A 20,556-nucleotide genomic window follows, 5' to 3' on the forward strand; every position below is an offset into this window, starting at 1 on the left:
CCCACAAGGCAGCCACGCGCTTTAAGGGTCAGTCCCATACGGATCGACAGCATTTCCCTAATCCAACAGGGCAATCCCCCTCTAAATTCCGATTTCAGTAGTGTGGTATTACCTTAATGAAAGTTTTGAAAGGTCAGGACATCCTGGCACTTGGTTTTATGACGTTTGCCCTGTTTGTCGGGGCCGGTAACATCATTTTCCCGCCGATCGTCGGCTTGCAGGCCGGACCTCACGTCTGGATGGCCGCGCTGGGCTTTCTGATAACCGCCGTAGGTTTGCCGGTAGTCACTGTGGTGGCGCTGGCCAAGGTCGGCGGCGCGATGGATGCGCTGAGCAGCCCGATCGGCAAGATCGCCGGCGGTATCCTCGCGGCGGCATGCTATCTGGCTGTGGGTCCGCTGTTCGCCACTCCGCGTACCGCGACCGTATCCTTCGAAGTGGGTCTGGCGCCGTTGACCGGCGAGAGCCCGCTGGCGCTGTTCCTCTACAGCTCGGTGTACTTCCTGCTGGTGTTCTTCATTTCGCTCTACCCTGGGCGTTTGCTGGATACCGTGGGCCGCTTCCTCGCGCCGCTGAAAATCATTGCGCTGGCAGTACTGGGCATCGCCGCGTTCGCCTTGCCGGCGGGTGACATCGGTCACGGCACTCCAGAGTATGTGGCGGCACCGTTTTCCCAAGGCTTCATCAATGGTTACCTGACCATGGATACCCTCGGCGCACTGGTATTCGGCATCGTTATCGTCAACGCGATCCGCTCCCGTGGCGTCGAGTCGCCAGCGCTGATCACCCGTTACGCGATCATTGCCGGGCTGATTGCCGGCGTGGGTCTGGCACTGGTCTACGTCAGCCTGTTCCGCCTCGGGTCCGGCAGCCATGAAGTCGCGGTCGGCGCCACCAACGGCGCGGCGGTGTTGCATGCCTACGTGCAGCACACCTTCGGTTCGCTGGGCAGCGGTTTCCTTGCGGTGCTGATCTCGCTGGCGTGTCTGGTCACGGCGGTCGGTCTGACCTGTGCCTGTGCTGAGTACTTCAGCCGTGTGCTGCCACTGTCCTACAAGACGCTGGTGATTATCCTCGCAGCGTTCTCGCTGCTGGTCTCCAACCTTGGTCTGACCAAGCTGATTGCTTTCTCGATTCCAGTACTCACCGCGATCTACCCGCCGTGCATCGTTCTGGTCGCACTGAGCTTCTGCAAGGATTTCTGGCATGAGCACGGGCGCATTCTTGGCCCGGTGATGCTGGTGTCGTTCCTGTTCGGCACCATCGACGCCTTGAAAGGCGCTGGTCTGGCCGACTGGATGCCAACTCAGCTGACCCATCTGCCGCTGAGCGAGCAGGGTCTGGCGTGGCTGGTGCCGTGCGTGATGACCCTGGTGGTCGCCGTGGTCTGTGATCGCCTGCTGGGCAAGCGCAGCGAAGTCACTGCCTGACGGGGTTCGGACCCGCCACAAGTGGGTCAGCCCCGGTTAAACAGAAATGCCCCGTATCAATCGATACGGGGCATTTTTTATCAGAGCTGATAATCCTCAGCCCAGATAACGTACGACCAGAGCTCCCACATTGACGTTGTCGCTGTCACGGCTCAGGAGTATTCGCTTGTCGGGCTGCACTGCCACCGAGATCCATTGCATACCGGGCCCCATAGAGTGAGTTACGTATCCCTTGCCATCTCCAAAGGTTGTGTCCAGTTCACCCGTTGCCAGATAGCGGCAGGCAAGCATTTGCTCCCTGGTTATTTGCCCTGTACTCCCCACCACAACCAAGCCATCCTCAGGCTCCCCACTCAGATCGAACAAAGTGCAACCGTCGGTTAATCCAAGATCAGTGACTACAGGCTTACCCTGATTGAATGCGAGATTTGGTCTACCGTTCGGGTTGTACGCGGCCATCATTGCTTTACGTCCTTTACCCCAAACGTCGTCAGGCGATGTGTCGACCTGGCCAGCAACAAAGAAGCTGCCGTCAGCACGTAACATCAGGCTTCGTACGCTGGCCGGGTAATCCGATGGAATGTAGACGGTCCCGGTGCCATCATCGCCGAAGTCTTTATGGGGCGTTCCATCGACGTTCAGGCGCACAATCTTTCCTTCTCCAGCCCTCGAACCTGCGACTGTGATTACTCCATCCTCTGCCACTGAAATAGAAGCAATGCCCATTGCAAGATCCAGCCAGCCTTTGTTGTTGAAAGCGGTATCGAAATCTCCTTTCTGATCAAGTCTGAACAATCGGTTGCTTTGACCGACGAGTATTTTTTCATCAGCAGTCAGTACTAACCTGGTTCTGGATTGCGACTTGATGGAAGCTTCCGGTTTTGGCAATTGCGATTCGGACTGTGGCAGGAAAGGGACGTAAACCGTCCCATCGGGACCGAAATCGCGATCTCTTTCACCATCAGCGAAGAATCTGGCAAGCGCAAATCGGGTCCCTTGGTCCTCATCATATTGATACCCAAAAAGCAGCGCCTTGCCGTCTTTATAAAGACAGGCGCCAGTTCCGCTGGCTTGTCCCGAACCTGTAAACGTACCTACGATCAAACCGTTTTCGTTGAAGCCAGTATCGTTAGTACCGTCTGCCAGTAATTGCGCCAAATGAAAACTGGCCTTGCCCTCTACAAAAGTTTGTCCCACGAGAAGGATCTTTCCATCCGGGCGCAAGCCTGCGATGTTCAAAGCTTGGCTTCCCGCAGCAAATGACTCGGCGTACCCCCGGTTGCCAAACGTTGTGTCAATGGGCAGCGCAGCGTTCAAAGGTGTCATGCTCAAATCCTTGTCTGATAGGGGAGCGGTCAGTGTTCCCGTTTGAGAAAACGACCTTATGCCTCGCCATACCCTCAGCGCTACTGTCAGAGTTGACAGGTATAAGCCTCTGAAAACTGATAGCTGCGGTCTATTTTGAATAAATTTGACTCTTCAATGAGCGTGTCTTTTTACGAGCCAACACGTCGAAACGAAGGGTTCCCTCCATCATTCCTCTTGCTCAGGACAACGAATGTCGTTCATCCAAGCCAATCTGATCCACCTGCTCGCCGCCGTCTGGTTTGTCGTCTGCTGGGGCGGTTACACCCGTTATGCCACCTGGAAGGCCCGTGATACGGCGTGTCTGGCCAGCGTGTTGCACCTTTACCGCGAAGACTGGATGCGCCGCATGCTGCTGCGTGACAACCGCATCGCCGATGCCAGCGTGATCGGCAATCTGGAGCGCAACGCCTCGTTTTTCGCCTCCAGCACGCTGATCATCCTCGCCGGTATTCTCACCGTGCTCGGTGCGTCCGACCGAGCCGTGTCGTTGTTGGCGGATATTCCGATGGTGCAGCAGGCGTCGCAGGGCATGTCGGAGATCAAGTTGCTGTGCCTGGCACTGGTGTTCGTCTATGCGTTCTTCACGTTCAGCTGGTGCATGCGCCAATACAACTTCGCGGCGATTCTGGTCGGTTCAGCGCCGATGATCGGCGAGCGCCAAGTGACCGAGCAGGAACGCAAGGCCTTCGCTTCACGGGCGGCGCGGGTGATTTCGATGGCGGCCAACCAGTTCAACTTCGGCCTGCGTTCTTATTACTTCGGCATGAGCATGCTGGCGTGGTTCGTCAGCCCGTGGCTGTTCATGATCATGAGCGCGGGAGTCGTGGTGGTTTTGTATCGCCGCGAGTTTCATTCCGACGTTCTCGATGTCATGGTCTATACCCCTACAGAGGCGCCCGTCCCTGAGGCAAACAAAGAGGCTGTTTGATGAGTATTCCGTTCTGGTGTGTGTTTATCAGTGCTTTATTGATCTACGTGGCGCGCATGCCGGTGGCCAAGGCCATGAAAGAGCAGGGCGGGTATGACAATCACTTGCCTCGGCAGCAGCAGGCGCAGTTGACCGGCTTCGGTGCGAGGGCGCTGGCGGCCCATCAGAACAGCATCGAAGCCTTCATTCTGTTCGCGGTCGGTGTGCTGATGGCGCACACCACGCAAACCGCGGGTTGGCTGATCGATGCGCTGGCGATCATCTTCGTGATCTCGCGAGTGTTCTATCTGTGGTTCTATCTGGCGGATCTGGCGAAGTTGCGCAGCCTGATGTGGCTAGTTGGCTTCATCTGTTCGTTGTTGCTGATGATTAGTCCGACTTTTAGAACCGTGTTGCTCTAACCGGTAAATCGCAGGCAAAAGAAAACCCGCACTTGGCGGGTTTTCTTTCACACCAGAAAGCTTATTGCTTTTTGGCGGCTTCTTCTTGAGCAGCGGCGTTCGATTCAGCCTGAGCTTTGGCAGCTTCGGCGTTTTCTTTTGCTGCGTCGTTCACTTTATCCTGAGCTTTGTTCATGTCTTGCTGAGCTTGCTCAGCATGTTGGTTGGCATCTTGAGCTTTGTCCTCGGATTTTTTATCGCAGGCAGCGAGACCGAGGGAAGCGGTCAACATCAAGGCAATAGCTAAAGTCTTACGCATGGGGTGTATCTCCTTATGGAAAATAACTACTGGCCTTAAGAACTCGGCGCTACGGGTTAAGTTCCTCAATTGTTTCAGATATATAAGTTTGTTTTATCACGGAACTTTTGCCGCTTTTCTCACTACTGGCACAAGGCCCAAACGCGAGTAATTATCACATGGCCGAAAACCCCGTTTTTGAGCGCGCGACGCGCTTTTTATCGGCATTGCGCCACTGTCAGGTCTTGGGTTTGCAGGTGCACAGTGCCTCCAGCGAAGGGCTGACGGTGATCCTGCCGTACAGCGAAAAAATCGTCGGCAATCCCGAAACCGGAGTCATTCATGGCGGCGCCATCACTTCGCTGATGGACACCGCCTGCGGCATGTCGACCCTGTGCGTGCTGCCGGAGTTCGAAGTCTGTCCGACCCTCGATCTGCGCATCGACTACATGCACGCCGCTGAACCGAACAAAGCGGTGTACGGCTTTGCCCAGTGCTATCGCGTCACCACCGACGTTATCTTTGCCCGTGGTTTTGCTTACCAGGACGATCCCGAGCAACCGATTGCCCACGTCGTCGGCACATTCATGCGCATGGGCACCGGTCTGAAGGGCAGCAAGGGTTTCGCGGGCGCGATCAAGGGAGCGAGCCAATGAGCAACGAACTCAGGGAGCAGCTGCAACAGGCCCATGCACAGGGCGATTACACGCCGCTGCTGGCACTGATTCCTTATGCCGGGCTGATCGGTATCGAGTGCTCGCGAGTCGGCGATGAGTTGCTGTTCAAACTGCCGGCGAACAAGGACAACATTGGTAACCCTTTATTGCCGGCGATCCATGGCGGAGTGATTGCCGGCTTCATGGAGCTGGCCGCAGCCCTGCATTTGCTGATTTTCACCGGCACGCCGGGTGTGCCGAAGATCATCGATTTTTCCCTCGATTACCTGCGCGCCGGGCAGTTTCGCGACACCTGGGCCAGGTGTCAGGTCTGCCGTCAGGGCCGTCGCGTCGCTAACGTAGCGGTCACTGCCTGGCAGAGTACCGAGGCCGAACCGATCGCCACCGCCCGCGCGCACTTCAAAATTGATGAGCCCTTGAAATCCTGAACAGCGCCCCCAACTCAGATGACAACCCGCCGCAGACCATTTCGGGTCGCGGCCACTGCCATCTGATTGGAGTTTGATGACCATGAGTGTGGAAACTCAAAAGGAAACCCTGGGCTTCCAGACCGAGGTAAAGCAGCTGCTGCACCTCATGATCCATTCGCTGTATTCGAATAAGGAAATTTTCCTTCGCGAATTGATCTCGAACGCCTCTGACGCTGTCGACAAGCTGCGCTTCGAAGCCCTGGCCAAGCCTGAGTTGCTCGAAGGTGGTGCTGACCTGAAAATCCGTGTGAGCTTCGACAAGGACGCCAAGACCGTCACCCTCGAAGACAACGGTATCGGCATGAACCGTGACGATGTGATCACCCACCTGGGTACCATCGCCAAATCCGGCACCGCCGATTTCATGAAAAACCTGTCCGGCGATCAGAAGAAAGATTCGCACCTCATCGGCCAGTTCGGTGTCGGCTTCTATTCGGCCTTCATCGTCGCCGACAAGGTTGACGTTTACAGCCGTCGCGCCGGCACTGCCGCCAGCGAAGGCGTGCACTGGTCGTCGAAAGGCGAGGGCGAGTTCGAAGTCGCCACCATCGACAAGCCAGAGCGCGGCACCCGCATCGTCCTGCACCTGAAATCCGGCGAAGACGAATTCGCGGATGGCTGGCGTCTGCGCAACATTATCAAGAAGTACTCCGACCACATCGCTTTGCCGATCGAACTGCCGAAGGAAGTCACTCCGGCCGAAGGCGAAGAGGCCCCAGCCGTTGAATGGGAAACCGTCAACCGTGCCAGCGCCCTGTGGACCCGTCCGCGCACTGAAGTCAAAGACGAGGAATACCAGGAGTTCTACAAACACATCGCTCACGACTTCGAAAATCCGCTGTCGTGGAGCCACAACAAGGTTGAAGGCAAGCTTGAGTACAGCTCGCTGCTGTACGTGCCGGCCCGCGCGCCGTTCGATCTGTACCAGCGTGAAGCGCCGAAAGGCCTGAAGCTGTACGTGCAGCGTGTGTTTGTGATGGATCAGGCCGAGTCGTTCCTGCCGCTGTACCTGCGCTTCATCAAAGGCGTGGTCGATTCCAACGACCTGTCGCTGAACGTGTCGCGTGAGATCCTGCAGAAAGACCCGATCATCGACTCGATGAAAACCGCGCTGACCAAGCGTGTGCTCGACATGCTGGAAAAACTGGCGAAGAACGAGCCTGAGCAATACAAGGGCTTCTGGAAAAACTTCGGTCAGGTCATGAAAGAAGGCCCGGCAGAAGACTTCGCCAACAAAGAGAAAATTGCCGGTCTGCTGCGTTTCGCATCGACCCAGGGCGACGACGGCGAGCAGGTTGTCGGTCTGGCTGACTACCTGGCCCGCGCCAAGGAAGGTCAGGACAAGATCTACTACCTCACCGGCGAAACCTACGCGCAGGTCAAGAACAGCCCGCACCTGGAAGTCTTCCGCAAGAAAGGCATCGAAGTGCTGCTGCTGACCGATCGCATCGACGAGTGGCTGATGAGCTACCTCAGCGAATTCGACGGCAAGACGTTTGTCGACGTGGCGCGCGGTGACCTCGATCTGGGCAACCTGGACTCGGAAGAGGACAAGAAAGCCGCAGAAGAAGTCGCCAAGTCCAAAGAAGGCCTGGTCGAGCGTCTGAAAACTGCTCTGGGTGATTCCGTGGCTGAAGTCCGCGTATCCCATCGTCTGACCGATTCGCCGGCCATTCTGGCCATCGGCGAACAGGACCTGGGCCTGCAAATGCGCCAGATCCTCGAAGCCAGCGGGCAGAAAGTCCCGGATTCGAAACCGATCTTCGAATTCAACCCGAGCCACCCGCTGATCGAGAAACTCGATGGCGAGCAGAGCGAAGAGCGTTTTGGCGACCTGTCGCACATCCTCTTCGATCAGGCTGCCCTGGCGGCTGGCGACAGCTTGAAGGATCCGGCCGCTTACGTGCGCCGGCTGAACAAGCTGCTGGTTGAACTGTCGGTTTGATCACGTTGTAGGAAAAACCCGCTTCGGCGGGTTTTTTCGTTCTGGTGTTTACTCAATCAGGAGTCAGAAATGAGCCAAGTCACTGTACGTTCCGTGGTCTATCAGATTGACGGCCAGGCCTATGAAGGTCGCCTGGCGTTCGACGCCGAGCACAAGGCTGCGCGCCCGGGTTTGCTGATGGCGCCGAACTGGATGGGCGTCAGCGCCGGTGCCGAAGACATCGCCAAAGCGGTAGCGGCCAAGGGTTACGTGGTGCTGATCGCGGATGTCTACGGCCAGAGCGTACGTCCGCAGAACGCTGATGAGGCGCTGGCAGCGATGATGCCGCTCAAGGACGACCGCGCGCTGTTGCGCAAACGTCTGCAAGTGGCTTTCGAGCAATTGCAGAGCCAGGGCGAAGCCACGGTGGATACTTCGAAACTGGCGGTGTTCGGTTTCTGTTTCGGTGGTTGCTGTGCGCTGGACCTGGCCCGCACCGGCGCGCCGGTAAAAGCGGCGGTGTCGTTCCACGGCACACTGGATTCGCCGAACCCGGCGGATGCGCAGAACATCAAGGGCTCGGTGCTGGTGCTGCATGGCGCATCCGATCCGTTGGTGCCGAAGGAGCAACTGCCAGCGTTCGAAGAGGAAATGAACGCGGCGAAGGTCGACTGGCAACTGCTCAGCTATGGCGGTGCGGTGCACTCGTTTACCGATCCGCATGCCAACGTACCGGGCAAGATGATGTACGACGAAAAGACCGCCAAGCGCGCGTTCAAGTCGATGCATGATCTGCTGGATGAAGTGTTCAACGGTTAAAAGCGAAAAGCGAAAAGCCCCTCACCCTAGCCCTCTCCCGGAGGGAGAGGGGACTGATTGGGGGGCTCGGGAGTGGCGTCGACCTGAACGTGAATAGGCGAATCCATAATCGCCGAGATTTTTCAGGTCGATGTATAACGCAAGACGCCTCGGTCGGCTCCCTCTCCCTCTGGGAGAGGGCTGGGGTGAGGGTAAGCGGCCTAGCGCGGTAATTCGATCCGCTCGACTTCCCCCGGCACCGTCGGCCAATCCTTGGCCGCCCACTTGCGCCGTGCCTCATCAATCGCCGCCGGATCACTGGCAACAAAATTCCAGTTGATCCGCCTCGGACCGTCCAGCGCCGCGCCGCCGAACACCACCGCGTGCACATCGCTTTCGGCAAACAGGCTCATCTCTTCGCCGGCTGGCAACACCACCAGCGCATGCGGCTCGATCGCCTCGCCGTTCAACTGCGCATCCCCGCTCAACACATACACCGCGCGTTCTTCATGCTCGGCCGGAATCAGCAATGTGGTCGCGGTCTGCATCTTCACTTCCGCATACAACGTAGGAGAAAGCACCGGCACCGGCGATTCCAGGCAAAAGCCTGACCCGGCAATCATGCGAATCTGCACGCCAAGGTTATCGCTGACCGGCAACGTCGCTGCCGGGTGATGGCTGTAATGCCCCGGGCCCTGTTCGTGTGCCTTGGGCGAGGCCAGCCAGACTTGCAGGCCGTGCAGGGTGAAGGTCTCGGCGAGCAGTGGCGCAGGCGTGCGCTCGACGTGGGCGATGGCGCTGCCAGCGGTCATCCAGCTGACATCGCCGGCGCCGACCACTTGATCGGAGCCCAGACTGTCCTTGTGCTGCAATTGCCCTTCGAACAGATAGGTAAGCGTCGACAGACCAATGTGCGGATGCTGTCGGATGTCCATACCTTTGCCCGTCGGATAAATCGTTTCGAGCATGTGGTCGAAAAACACGAAAGGTCCGACATTGCGGCATTTGGCTGACGGCAGCGGGCGCAGAATCGGCTGGCCTTCGACGTCTTCGGCGCGCGGGCGGATGATCAGGAGTGGCGTGTCCATGGTGCATTCCAGGCTGAGCGGGTGATGCCAGAAGCATAACCCGCCGCTGGCATCGGGAGGATTATTGGCTGTCGAAGCCTTGTGGTGCGTGGGTTTCGATGCTGACTTCGCTGGTGGTCATCAATTTGTGAATCGGGCAGCGATCGGCCACACGCAGCAGTTCCTCGCGCTGGGCGTCAGTCAGCACGCCTTTGAGCGTCAGGGTGACATGCAGGGCGTATTTGCCTTTCTGTTCCTGGCTGTTGTCGCGCTTCACTTCGACTCCCACGCCGGTCAGCGGGATGTCTTTTTTCTTCGCATACATTTTCACGGTCAGCGCTTTGCAGGCGCCCAGCGCAGCGTCGAAGTAATCGTGTGGCTCTGGCGCGGTGCCTTCACCCCCGGCGGTTTTCGGTACATCGGCAAACAATTCGTGGTCGTCGATCTGGACGGTGTGACGAAAACCTTCGGCGGAGACGGTATTGACGGTAACAGTCATGGAAACCTCACAGGCGGCAGGAAAAATCGTTCGATCAAAGCAGACCTTGCAGTTATAGAGCATTCCCGGCAGTGGGCGTTCCGCTTTTCGGCAGGGATGAACCCTTGTCGTTCGGGCGCGGTCTAGGCTATGCCCATCTGCCGGAGATTACTTGTGTCCTTGTCTCGTCTGAGTCTTGCCTGTCTGCTGCTGTTCGCTGGCAGCGCCAGTGCCCGCGAATACACTTACAGCGATGCGCACCTGCATTACGTGGATTTTTTCCAGGAAAGCGCCGGCATGCAGAAATTGCTCACGGCCATGAAAGAAAATTCCATCGAGCACGTGATGATTTCCGGGATTCCCGTGGCGAAGAAATGGCATGAAGACGAACCCAAGCGCCCGCGTTATTACGCCGGTGATGACGCCGATGCCTATTGGTACAGCGCCACCGATGTGATCATTGCCGACGCGGTGGAAAAGCTTGCGCCGGAGCAGCGCCAGTACTTTCATCCGTTCCTGTCCGGCTTCAATCCCAATGACAAGAATTCCGCCGCGCACATTCAGCGCATGCTCGACCTGTACCCGGGACTTTGGCAGGGCATTGGCGAGGTGTTCACCCGGCACGATGACCTGACCGCGCTGACCTCCGGCGACACACCCCGGGCCAACAACGAGGCGATGACCAAGATCTATCACCTCGCCGCGGAAAATGATCTGCCGGTGATGCTGCATTCCAACATCACTTCCAAGCGTGAGAGAAATCCGCTGTACCTGAAGGAGGTCGAAGAGCCGCTGCGCAATCATCCGCACACGCGATTCATCTGGGCGCACGCCGGCACCAGCGCCGAGATTCATCGGCATCAGACCCAGTTGCCGTTTCTCCTGCCAACCCTGACGCGCATGCTTGAGGCTTATCCGAATCTGTTTATCGACCTGTCGTGGAGCATGCTCACGCCGTACTTGCTGGACGAGCAGGGCAAGCCCCGCGCCGAATGGCTGGCGCTGGTGGAAAAGTATCCCGAGCGCTTCATGCTCGGCTCAGACGTAGTAGGACGGTTCAACAAGCTCGGTGAGGAAATGCACAGCTACAAGCCGTTTCTCGATGCGCTGCCGGAGGCGGTGGCGCGCAAAGTCGCGCGGGATAACTTCCTGGCGATATTGCCGCGCAACACTGTAAACCCGCCGGTCCGCGCTGAAACGTCAAAGCCATGAGTTCGGACTAGCCACTCGTCTGCCTATCGCTTTTTCGTCTTACGCAATTTCAGGGCAATGCCGATACCTTCTAAAGCAACCCGCTGCAGGCTGATGCAGCGCTTTTGGAAGGAGCCAGAGTGATGAATATCCGTAGTCTCAATATTGCCCCGCGTGCCGGTCTCGGTTTTGGCCTGCTGGCCCTGATGGTGTTTGCCCTTGGCGCGTTCGCCTTGCTGCAAATGTCGAACATGCGAGCGCAGTCCGATGAAGTCGACAACAACTGGCTGCCAAGCGTGATGGCGGTGGGGGAGATGAGTCAGGACATGCTGCGTCTGCGTGCACTGACCATGCGCCTGTTGCTCAACCGTGACCCCAAGGCACTGGAGCAGAATGTCGCCAAGCTCGACGAACTGCGCAGTGGCTTGAGCGAAGCGCAGCAGCGTTATGACGCGTTGATCGTTTTGCCGGAAGAGCGCGTATTGTTCGAACGCTTCAAGGGCACCGAGCACAAATACCTTGAGCTTCAAGCACAAGTCCTACAGCTGTCAGCGCAGAATCGGGTGGCAGACGCTTCGGCGATTCTTAATGATCAGATGAGCCCGCTGGCCGATGAAATCGCCGCTACCCTGCGTCAGCTGGTCGAGTTGAACAAGCAAAATGCCGGTCTCGCCACTGAGGCAGCGCGCTTGGTCTTCAAGCAATCGCGGCTGTGGGTCGCAGTAATGATCGCCATGGCTGCGCTGATTACCGTCGGCCTAGCGTTGCTGCTGACGCGCAGCATTGTCGTGCCGTTGTCGCAATCGCTCAGCGTCGCCGAAGTCGTGGCCGGCGGTGATTTGACCGGTGACATTCACATCACTGGCAAAGACGAGCCGGCGCGCCTGCTGCAAGCGCTGAAAAGCATGCAGCACAATCTGCGCGACACGATCCGGCGCATTTCCGAGTCGTCGACCCAGTTGGCCTCGGCCGCCGAAGAACTCAGCAGCGTCACCGAAGATGCCACTCGCGGCTTGCATCAGCAAAGTCAGGAAATCGAACAGGCCGCCACTGCGGTCAACCAGATGACAGCAGCGGTGGAAGAGGTGGCGAACAACGCCGTGGCCACGTCTGAAGCTTCCCGCGAATCCGACCGCATCGCCCGGCAAGGGCGCGAGCAAGTGCAGCAGACGGTGACGTCGATCGAGTTTCTCGCTGGCGATGTCACCAACAATGCCGCGCAGGTCGAGGCGCTGGCGCAAAAGGTTCATGGCATCAGTAAAGTGCTGGACGTGATTCGCTCGATCGCTGAACAAACCAATCTGCTCGCCCTCAACGCCGCGATCGAAGCCGCGCGCGCCGGCGATGCCGGGCGTGGCTTTGCAGTAGTGGCAGATGAAGTGCGGGCGTTGGCGCATCGCACTCAACAGTCGACCCAGGAAATCGAGCAGATGATCGGCGGGATTCAGCAGGGCACCGATTCGGCGGTCAGTTCGATGCAGCAGAGCAACTCAAGGGCGCGCTCGACACTCGAGCTGGCGAAGAGCGCAGGCTCGGCCCTGGAGGAAATTGCCTCGGCGTTTACCTTGATCAACGAGCGCAATCTGGTCATCGCCAGCGCCTCGGAACAGCAGGCAGCGGTGGCGCGCGAGGTGGATCGCAACCTGATGAATATTCGTGATCTGGCAATGCAGACATCGGCAGGGGCCAATCAGACCAGTGCGGCGAGTCAGGAGTTGTCGAAGTTGGCGGTGGATCTGAACGGGATGGTGGCGCGGTTTTCGGTGTGAGTTTGACCTTCAAAAGCCCCTCACCCTAACCCTCTCCCGGAGGGAGAGGGGACTAATCGTGCGATGCTTTGGAATCCATATTCGACCCGGTTTCTCAGGTCGATGGTTAGCGGCAGACACCTCGCTCGGCTCCCTCTCCCTTGGGAGAGGGCTGGGGTGAGGGGTAGGGCCGCCGCGCAGTATCATCGAACAGATAAACAAAAGCCCCGCATTCGCGGGGCTCTTTGTTGTTGCGGTCGATCAGCTGCCTTTGACAGTCTTACCGTTGACCGTACCGTCCTGGAGCATGATGTTGTACTCCTTGCCGTCAGTCTCGACCTGTTGCAGGCGCACCAGCAGGTAATCCCAGTCCTTGGCGAACCACAGCACGGTGATGCGCTTGCTTTGTGTCGGATCGCGCACGCGCTCGACCTTGATCGCGTCGATCTGGCCGGCCTTGGTGTCGACCTTCTCCGAACCCAGCACGCGGAAGTCGTAGGTGTCGACTTCGCCATCATCGACGACCTGATAGCTCATGCTTTTCTTGCCGGCGGCAACGTCGTGCTGCAGCGCCAGTTGGTAGGTCGACTTGTCGACCATGCCGCGGTTCAGCGGGATTTTCACCGCGTCGCCACGGTCGGTGCCGGTCACCAGTTTATTGGCCCAGTCGAAGTCCAGATCAGCTTTTTTCGCTTTGCCCAGACCACCACGTTCAAAGTGGTAGGACTGCGGCAGCAGCGTGTCCTTGTCCAGCTTCAGGGTGCTTTCTTCAGTCAGGCTGGCGATCATCATCGATGCCTTGAAGCTGAGCTTCCAGACGCCGTCGGCTTCCTTGGTCAAGCTGCGTTCGGCGGTGCCGCTCATGGGCAGCTGCTTCCAGTCGGCGGTGTAGCTGGCGGAGAACGGTTGAAGGTCCGCTGCCTGCGCGAAGGGCAGGGCGAGCAGAGCGCAAGCGAAGAGCAGGGCGCGACGCATAATATCTCCTAGTGTCGAATCAAGTGGCCGCTGGCGGCGAGTAACTGGCCGTCGAGTAAAGCACCCTGGTCACCGAGTGTCAGCCTGCCTTCGGCAAACCAACGTACTGCCATCGGGTAGATCAGGTGTTCCTGAACGTGGACTCGTTGCGCCAGACTATGCGGCGTGTCGTGCAACTCTACCGGTAATACTGCTTGTACGACCAGTGGTCCGCCATCGAGTTCCTCGGTGACGAAGTGCACGGAGCAGCCATGTTCCGTGTCGCCGGCCTCCAGCGCGCGCTGATGAGTGTGTAACCCTTTGTATTTGGGCAGCAGCGACGGGTGGATGTTGAGCAGGCGACCCTGGTAGTGGCGCACGAAATCAGCGCTGAGAATGCGCATGAAGCCGGCCAGTACCACGAGTTTGGGGTTGAATTGGTCGATCAGTTCGATCAGTGCGGCATCGAAGGCCTCGCGGCCCTCGAATGCCTTGTGATCCAGCGAGCGGGTGGCGATACCCGCGTCGCGGGCGCGTTGCAGGCCGTAGGCGTCGGCGCGGTTGGAAATTACCGCAGCGATGCGGACCGGGCTGTCGCCGGTCCGCGTGCTGTCGATCAGAGCCTGCAAGTTACTGCCGGTGCCGGACAACAGCACCACGACATCACAGGACTTTGGCATCAGTGAGCCTTGAGGTTCTTCAGCTCGACCTGCGCAGCGCCCTCGGCGGCCACGGCGATCTGACCGATGACCCAAGGCTGCTCGCCAGCGTCACGCAGGGTGTTCAGGGCAACTTCAACGTGCTCCTGAGCTACACAGATGACCATGCCGACGCCGCAGTTCAATACGCGGTGCATTTCGGTTTCATCAACGTTGCCTTTCTCTTGCAGCCAGTCGAACACGGCCGGGCGAGTCCAGCTGGCCACGTCAACCACCGCTTGTGCGCCTTTTGGCAGTACGCGCGGGATGTTGTCGAGCAGGCCGCCACCGGTGATGTGGGCCATGGCCTTGACCGCGCCAGTGTCCTTGATCAGCTTGAGCAGTGGCTTGACGTAGATGCGGGTCGGGGCCATCAGCAGGTCGGTCAGCGGTTTGCCGTCGAGCTGGGTGTTCTCGATGTCGGCACCGGAAACTTCGATGATCTTGCGGATCAGCGAGTAGCCATTGGAGTGCGGGCCGGACGATGGCAGGGCGATCAGCGCGTCACCGGTGGCGACTTTCGAGCCGTCGATGATTTCCGCCTTTTCCACGACGCCGACGCAGAAGCCGGCCAGGTCGTAGTCTTCGCCTTCATACATGCCTGGCATTTCAGCGGTTTCGCCGCCGACCAGCGAGCAACCCGACAGTTCGCAGCCAGCGCCGATGCCAGTGACAACCTGGGCAGCGGTGTCGACATTCAGTTTGCCGGTGGCGTAGTAGTCGAGGAAGAACAGCGGCTCGGCGCCGCACACCACCAGATCGTTGACGCACATGGCGACCAGGTCGATGCCGATGCTGTCGTGCTTGTTCAGGTTCAGCGCCAGACGCAGCTTGGTGCCGACGCCGTCGGTGCCGGAGACCAGCACTGGCTGCTTGTAGCCGGCCGGGATTTCGCAGAGGGCGCCGAAACCGCCCAGGCCGCCCATGACTTCCGGGCGCGCAGTGCGCTTGGCGACGCTCTTGATGCGTTCGACCAATGCTTCACCGGCGTCGATGTCTACACCGGCGTCCTTGTAGCTCAGGGAGGGTTGCTTGCTCATGATCCAGGCCTTTAGGGGAGGGGATTCAGGGGGTAACGACCGAGTTCAGCGGGAACATCGAACTCGATGGGCGATCGCCTCACGCGAGTTTCGAGGGGCCCGGCTGTTGCCGGTCTGCGAAGGCGCGCGATTTTATCAGGCTTGAGGGGCAGCGGCCATCCTCGCACCGACGGGCAGGGCCATATCGGCGGAAATTTTTTGCAATCGCAGGGTATGACTGCCTGTATAAGGTGTGGCGATTAACCGTCTATCGTTAGGACTGTGCAAAAACTTACCGCCACCGTGTGAATGTTTTGCCAGGGGTGGGGGTCACAGCCTTGCTCAAACGGTTCACGCGGCGTGTTCCAGCCGCTCCTGTCGACGGGAATTTTCCATGCGTTTTTGTAAATTATTGTTTGTAGGCTGCCTGACGCTGGTCAGCCTGGCGAGCCATGCCGAAAACCTCAAGGGGCTGTATCAGGTGCGTCAGCCAGTCAACGGCCAGGCGCCGCAAGAGCGCGATCGCGCCACGCAGGCGGCGCTCGATACCTTGGTGCTGCGCCTGACCGGCGACCCGAAAGCCGCGCAGAACCCGGGGCTGGCGCCGATCCGCAAGGACCCGCAGCAGATCATCAGCCAGTTCGGCTTCGACGCCGGGCCACCGGAAGTGCTGAAAGTCGACTTCGATCCGGCAACCACCGAGCAGGCCTTGCGCCGGGCCGGGTTGCCGGTGTGGGGCGCGAGTCGGCCGTCGATCCTCGGCTGGTGGCTGAACGATTCAACTGAAGGTGCGAGCCTGGTCGGTGACGGTCAAACCGCAGCCGCAACGTTGCGCACGGCCGCACAACATCGCGGTTTGCCACTGCGTTTGCCACTGGCTGATCTCAGCGAGCAACTGGTCGCCACCGCACCTGCGCTGGAAAGCGCTGATCCGGCGCCCCTGCGCAGTGCTTCGGAACGCTACAGCGCCGACGCCTTGCTGGCGGTGCACGCGCGCGAAGAGGGCGGGCAGTGGCAGGCGAAGTGGCGTTTGTGGCTCGGTGATCAGAAAGAGGCCGGCAGCGTACAGGGCGCCGATCAGGCCGCCGTTGCCGATGCGGTGATGCTTGCGGTGGCCGAGCGTCTGGCGCCGCGATTTGTCGCCAAACCCGGCGCGTCGGGTCAGCAGACGCTGGAAGTGCAGGGCATGAATCTCGAACATTACGCGGCGCTGCTGCGGTTACTCGAACCGTTCGGCGTGCGTCTGCAAAGCGTGCAGGGTGATCGCATCGTCTACCGGGTCAATGGCAGCGTCGATCAATTACGCGCGCAATTGTCGCTGGCGAAGTTGCAGGAGCTGCCGGCCGAAGCGCCGGCCCCGGTGGCGCCTGCCCAGCCTGCGGCTGACGGTGCGCCTGCGGTCGCAGCGCCGACCCCGGCAGCGGCGGCACCGTCGTTGCGGTTTCGCTGGTAAGTCTTTCCTTATATAGAAGCATCAGGAGTGGTAAATGGCCGATACGCGGCGTTGGTTCTGGCTCGGTGGGGTAGTCCTGCTTTGCGCGTTTGTATGGTTGCTGCACCCGATCCTCACGCCGTTTCTGGTCGCGTTGTTGCTAGCTTATCTGTTCGATCCGCTGGTGGATCGTCTGGAGCGGCTCGGGCTGTCGCGAACCTGGGGCGTGATCGCCGTGTTTGCCTTGTTCACGCTGATCGTCACCGCGTTGCTGCTGGTGCTGGTGCCGATGCTCGCCAAGCAGTTGCTGCGTCTGTACGAACTGGCGCCGCAGATGCTCGACTGGTTGCAGCACACCGCTGTGCCGTGGGCGCAAGCGAAACTGGGGCTGTCGGACGGCTTCTGGAAGTTCGATAAAGTCAAAGCTGCGATCAGCGAGCACATGGGCCAGACCACCGACATCGTCGGCGTGGTGCTGAGTCAGGCGACGGCCTCGAGCCTGGCACTGATCGGCTGGCTGGCAAACCTGGTGCTGATTCCGGTGGTGAGCTTCTATCTGCTGCGCGACTGGGACGTGATGATGGGCAAGATCCGCAGCCTGCTGCCACGTGATCGCGAAGAGCGCGTGGTTGCGCTGGCGGGCGAGTGCCACGAAGTGCTCGGCGCGTTCGTGCGCGGGCAGTTGCTGGTGATGGTTGCGTTGGGGGTGATTTATGCCGCCGGCCTGATGATCGTCGGTCTGGAACTGGGGCTGTTGATCGGCCTGATTGCCGGTCTCGCGGCGATCGTGCCGTACATGGGTTTTGTCATCGGCATCGGCGCGGCATTGATCGCCGGGTTGTTCCAGTTCGGTGGCGATCTGTACCCGATGGTCGGGATTGTCGCGGTGTTCATGGTCGGTCAGGCACTGGAAGGCATGGTGTTGACGCCGCTCCTGGTCGGAGACCGCATCGGCCTGCACCCGGTGGCGGTGATCTTCGCGATCCTCGCTGGCGGCGAGCTGTTCGGTTTCACCGGCGTGCTGCTGGCGTTGCCGGTGGCGGCGGTGATCATGGTGCTGGTGCGTCATGTCCACGACTTGTATAAGGATTCCGGGATCTACAGCGGCGTTGACGAACCTGAGCTGTGATGGCGCGGGCGGCCCGGCGCTTGGCCGGGCTGGCCCGTTTCGTGCGAGCGAGGGCGCCAGAGAATCTGTCATCAAACCGCTGCGTCAACGCAAACCTTTGATTTTGCTTGGGGTCTGTCGCATTGTGCGCTCAGCCTCACGGGTATAAACTTCGCCAACTTTACACAGAGGCCACTAACGGTTCCTTTGAGAACTGTTCAGTCAGCATGAAACCGATTCAGCTGCCCCTAGGTGTGCGTCTGCGTGACGACGCCACCTTCATCAACTACTACCCAGGCGCCAATGCCGCTGCACTCGGCTATGTCGAGCGTCTCTGCGAAGCCGACGCCGGGTGGACGGAGAGCCTGATCTACCTGTGGGGCAAACACGGCGTCGGGCGCACGCATCTGTTGCAGGCCGCGTGCCTGCGCTTCGAGCAGATGGGCGAACCGGCGGTGTATCTGCCGCTGGCCGAGTTGATGGACCGCGGCGTGGAAATCCTCGACAACCTTGAACAGTACGAACTGGTCTGCCTGGATGACTTGCAGGTGATTGCCGGCAAGGCGGACTGGGAAGAGGCGATGTTTCATCTGTTCAATCGTCTGCGTGACAGCGGCCGGCGCCTGTTGATTGCCGCGTCCACTTCGCCGCGCGAATTGCCAGTGAAGCTCGCCGACCTGAAATCCCGCCTGACCCTGGCGCTGATCTTCCAGATGCGCCCACTTTCTGATGAAGACAAATTGCGTGCGCTGCAATTGCGCGCATCCCGTCGCGGTCTGCACCTGACCGATGAAGTCGGGCACTTCATTCTCACTCGCGGCACGCGGAGCATGAGCGCGCTGTTCGATCTGCTCGAACAGCTTGATCAGGCGTCCCTACAAGCGCAACGCAAGCTGACCATTCCCTTCCTCAAGGAAACTCTGGGCTGGTAGTAGTGGGCTTTTGCCAGCTTTCAGGCGCCAGAAAACCCGCTTATTTGCGGCGATCCACCGGCCAGGCGAGTTACGCGCTTAGATGTAAACGCGAAACCGGGAAGTCACATAAAGTTCGATTGAATTTGCAAATCAGGACGATAGCGGGCATAGTCTCGGCTTCTTTACAACTATCAGCCACGGTCGTGCCCATGCTAAAGCGCTTCGCACCCCTCGTGCCTCTCGCACTCGTTACCCTGTTATTCGGTTGTGCTGCTCATTCTCCGGTTCAAGAGCCGCCGCAACAGGTCAAGAATTCTGCTACTGCCCAGTCTTCCGTTATTTACCAGGAAGAGCTGGACACCGAAAAAGAACTCAACCAGTTCAACGGCAGCAAGCCTTATCAGCTTCCTGTACTGGCTGACAGCATCCTCGAACGCGGCATGTCCCTGATCGGTACCCGTTACCGTTTCGGCGGTACCTCTGAAGCCGGCTTCGATTGCAGCGGTTTCATCGGTTACCTGTTCCGCGAAGAGGCGGGCATGAACCTGCCGCGCTCCACTCGCGAAATGATCAACGTTGATGCGCCACTGGTTTCGCGCAGCAACCTTGAACCGGGTGATCTGCTGTTCTTCGCCACCAATGGTCGTCGCGGTCGTGTCAGTCACGCCGGCATCTACCTGGGTGACAACCAGTTCATTCACTCCAGCAGTCGTCGCAGCGGCGGTGTTCGCATCGACAGCCTGGGTGACAGCTACTGGAGCAAGACTTTCATCGAAGCCAAGCGTGCACTCGCTATGGCGCCGACCGTGGTCACCGCTCGCAAGTAACCTGCATGTCGCTGCGTTCGCGGCGACAAAACGGCACGGCAACGGAGTAGACCTAAACTTTACAAGGTGAAGTTAAAGTCTTACTTGAAGTTTGCCGCGTAGCCGCTAGAATCCTGAATCTATATTGATGGCAAACCGCCTGCGTGATGACGCAGGCGGTTTTGTTTCTGTCCATTCGGCAGAGAAAGCCGCAGCCAGATCAGGATGTTCTGCTTATGACGATGTCGGCCCGCCTCACCTTGATCCTTTGCGCCGCGCTGCTCAGCGCCTGCGCCAGCCGGACACCGCCGCCAGCCCCCGTGGTTCGCGCGCCGATCGTGTTCGCTCCCTCCCAGGCTTTTTCCCCCGTTGCTGAAGACGTGCTGTTCCGTGCCCTCGGCCTGGTCGGTACGCCGTATCGCTGGGGCGGCAACACGCCAGATTCCGGTTTCGATTGCAGTGGTCTGATCGGTTTCGTCTACCGCGACGCGGCGGGAATTTCGCTGCCACGCTCGACCCGCGAAATGATCGTCATGCAGGCGCCGAATGTCGGCAAGGAAGGCTTGCAGACCGGCGACCTGATCTTCTTCGCCACCAATGGCGGCTCGCAGGTCAGTCACGCGGGGATTTACGTCGGTGAGGGGCGCTTCGTGCATGCGCCGGCCACTGGCGGCACGGTCAAGCTCGATAGCCTGTCGAAGGCCTATTGGCAGAAGGCGTATCTGAGCGCCAAGCGAGTGTTGCAGCCGGGGCAGCTGGCGCATAACCCGTAGTAAAAATCGCAGACATTCTAATGTGGGAGCGAGCCTGCTCGCGAAAGCGGTGTATCAGCCAATTCAATGGAGGCTGACACTACGCATTCGCGAGC

Annotated in this window: 21 protein-coding genes; 14 read left to right on the forward strand and 7 right to left on the reverse strand. The window is 59.2% G+C overall.

The window, feature by feature from the left end:
* The first annotated feature begins 116 nt into the window (after window positions 1-116).
* A complete protein-coding gene (gene brnQ / locus QMX86_RS13155) occupies window positions 117-1,430 on the forward strand; it encodes a branched-chain amino acid transport system II carrier protein (protein ID WP_041479558.1) in 1,314 nt (437 codons plus the stop codon).
* Window positions 1,431-1,526: 96 nt separating this feature from the next.
* On the opposite strand, the gene QMX86_RS13160 is transcribed toward brnQ, so the two are convergent.
* The gene (locus QMX86_RS13160; RefSeq protein WP_282384438.1) at window positions 1,527-2,756 is read right to left on the reverse strand and encodes a hypothetical protein; all 1,230 of its coding nucleotides are present in this window, start codon (window positions 2,754-2,756) and stop codon (window positions 1,527-1,529) included.
* Window positions 2,757-2,988: 232 nt separating this feature from the next.
* On the opposite strand from QMX86_RS13160, the gene QMX86_RS13165 reads away from it, so the two are divergent.
* On the forward strand, window positions 2,989-3,726 hold the full coding sequence (locus QMX86_RS13165; RefSeq protein WP_016773682.1) for a DUF599 family protein: 738 nt from the start codon (window positions 2,989-2,991) through the stop codon (window positions 3,724-3,726).
* Window positions 3,726-4,127: an MAPEG family protein gene (locus QMX86_RS13170; protein WP_016773683.1), complete on the forward strand. Its 402-nt coding sequence runs from the start codon at window positions 3,726-3,728 to the stop codon at window positions 4,125-4,127. Before QMX86_RS13165 ends, QMX86_RS13170 begins: the two co-directional genes overlap by 1 nt.
* Before the next feature lie 61 nt (window positions 4,128-4,188).
* Here the strand turns inward: QMX86_RS13170 and QMX86_RS13175 are convergent, their stop codons facing one another.
* Window positions 4,189-4,425, reverse strand: a complete 237-nt coding sequence (locus tag QMX86_RS13175; protein WP_007959016.1) for a hypothetical protein — start codon at window positions 4,423-4,425, stop codon at window positions 4,189-4,191.
* 158 nt (window positions 4,426-4,583) lie between these two features.
* On the opposite strand from QMX86_RS13175, the gene QMX86_RS13180 reads away from it, so the two are divergent.
* From QMX86_RS13180 to QMX86_RS13195, 4 genes are all read left to right on the forward strand, one after another.
* Complete coding sequence (locus QMX86_RS13180) at window positions 4,584-5,060, forward strand: PaaI family thioesterase (protein ID WP_071171476.1); 477 nt, start codon at window positions 4,584-4,586, stop codon at window positions 5,058-5,060.
* Complete coding sequence (locus QMX86_RS13185; protein ID WP_071171477.1) at window positions 5,057-5,509, forward strand: PaaI family thioesterase; 453 nt, start codon at window positions 5,057-5,059, stop codon at window positions 5,507-5,509. Before QMX86_RS13180 ends, QMX86_RS13185 begins: the two co-directional genes overlap by 4 nt.
* Window positions 5,510-5,591: 82 nt before the next feature.
* The gene (htpG, locus tag QMX86_RS13190; RefSeq protein WP_071171478.1) at window positions 5,592-7,496 is read left to right on the forward strand and encodes a molecular chaperone HtpG; all 1,905 of its coding nucleotides are present in this window, start codon (window positions 5,592-5,594) and stop codon (window positions 7,494-7,496) included.
* Between the two features lie 69 nt (window positions 7,497-7,565).
* Window positions 7,566-8,294: a dienelactone hydrolase family protein gene (locus QMX86_RS13195; protein WP_024012157.1), complete on the forward strand. Its 729-nt coding sequence runs from the start codon at window positions 7,566-7,568 to the stop codon at window positions 8,292-8,294.
* A 200-nt stretch (window positions 8,295-8,494) separates the two neighbouring features.
* Here QMX86_RS13195 and QMX86_RS13200 read toward each other — a convergent pair whose 3' ends face one another.
* Both QMX86_RS13200 and QMX86_RS13205 read right to left on the reverse strand, forming a co-directional pair.
* Window positions 8,495-9,361, reverse strand: a complete 867-nt coding sequence (locus tag QMX86_RS13200; protein ID WP_130902186.1) for a pirin family protein — start codon at window positions 9,359-9,361, stop codon at window positions 8,495-8,497.
* Window positions 9,362-9,422: 61 nt separating this feature from the next.
* Window positions 9,423-9,839, reverse strand: a complete 417-nt coding sequence (locus QMX86_RS13205; RefSeq protein ID WP_016773690.1) for an OsmC family protein — start codon at window positions 9,837-9,839, stop codon at window positions 9,423-9,425.
* Window positions 9,840-9,992: 153 nt separating this feature from the next.
* Here QMX86_RS13205 and QMX86_RS13210 point away from each other — a divergent pair, with 153 nt between their 5' ends.
* Together QMX86_RS13210 and QMX86_RS13215 are read left to right on the forward strand one after the other, a co-directional pair.
* Window positions 9,993-11,030 (forward strand): amidohydrolase family protein, encoded by a 1,038-nt coding sequence (locus tag QMX86_RS13210; RefSeq protein WP_282384439.1) that lies wholly within the window; start codon window positions 9,993-9,995, stop codon window positions 11,028-11,030.
* Window positions 11,031-11,152: 122 nt separating this feature from the next.
* On the forward strand, window positions 11,153-12,778 hold the full coding sequence (locus QMX86_RS13215; protein ID WP_282384440.1) for a methyl-accepting chemotaxis protein: 1,626 nt from the start codon (window positions 11,153-11,155) through the stop codon (window positions 12,776-12,778).
* Between the two features lie 240 nt (window positions 12,779-13,018).
* Here the strand turns inward: QMX86_RS13215 and QMX86_RS13220 are convergent, their stop codons facing one another.
* The 3 genes from QMX86_RS13220 to purM are packed head-to-tail and all read right to left on the reverse strand — an operon-like array spanning window position 13,019 to window position 15,449.
* Window positions 13,019-13,732, reverse strand: a complete 714-nt coding sequence (locus QMX86_RS13220; protein WP_056783915.1) for a DUF3108 domain-containing protein — start codon at window positions 13,730-13,732, stop codon at window positions 13,019-13,021.
* An 8-nt stretch (window positions 13,733-13,740) separates the two neighbouring features.
* Window positions 13,741-14,391, reverse strand: coding sequence for a phosphoribosylglycinamide formyltransferase (gene purN, locus QMX86_RS13225; RefSeq protein WP_282384441.1), 651 nt, complete (start codon window positions 14,389-14,391; stop codon window positions 13,741-13,743).
* Entirely contained in the window at window positions 14,391-15,449 is a 1,059-nt protein-coding gene (gene purM, locus QMX86_RS13230) for a phosphoribosylformylglycinamidine cyclo-ligase (protein ID WP_016773695.1), read from the reverse strand. Before purM ends, purN begins: the two co-directional genes overlap by 1 nt.
* Window positions 15,450-15,822: 373 nt before the next feature.
* Between purM and QMX86_RS13235 the strand changes: the two genes are divergently transcribed.
* The 5 genes from QMX86_RS13235 (at window position 15,823) to QMX86_RS13255 (ending at window position 20,461) form a co-directional block, all read left to right on the forward strand.
* Entirely contained in the window at window positions 15,823-16,881 is a 1,059-nt protein-coding gene (locus tag QMX86_RS13235; protein WP_243242543.1) for a DUF2066 domain-containing protein, read from the forward strand.
* A gap of 34 nt (window positions 16,882-16,915) precedes the next feature.
* The gene (locus QMX86_RS13240) at window positions 16,916-17,989 is read left to right on the forward strand and encodes an AI-2E family transporter (RefSeq protein WP_016773697.1); all 1,074 of its coding nucleotides are present in this window, start codon (window positions 16,916-16,918) and stop codon (window positions 17,987-17,989) included.
* A 206-nt stretch (window positions 17,990-18,195) separates the two neighbouring features.
* A complete protein-coding gene (gene hda / locus QMX86_RS13245; RefSeq protein WP_007919828.1) occupies window positions 18,196-18,900 on the forward strand; it encodes a DnaA regulatory inactivator Hda in 705 nt (234 codons plus the stop codon).
* A gap of 191 nt (window positions 18,901-19,091) precedes the next feature.
* Window positions 19,092-19,709 (forward strand): NlpC/P60 family protein, encoded by a 618-nt coding sequence (locus tag QMX86_RS13250; protein ID WP_016773699.1) that lies wholly within the window; start codon window positions 19,092-19,094, stop codon window positions 19,707-19,709.
* 215 nt (window positions 19,710-19,924) lie between these two features.
* Window positions 19,925-20,461: a C40 family peptidase gene (locus QMX86_RS13255; protein ID WP_041479547.1), complete on the forward strand. Its 537-nt coding sequence runs from the start codon at window positions 19,925-19,927 to the stop codon at window positions 20,459-20,461.
* The last annotated feature ends 95 nt before the right edge of the window (window positions 20,462-20,556 follow it).

It is taken from the genome of Pseudomonas sp. PS01270, assembly GCF_029959775.1.
Lineage (GTDB): Bacteria > Pseudomonadota > Gammaproteobacteria > Pseudomonadales > Pseudomonadaceae > Aquipseudomonas > Aquipseudomonas atacamensis.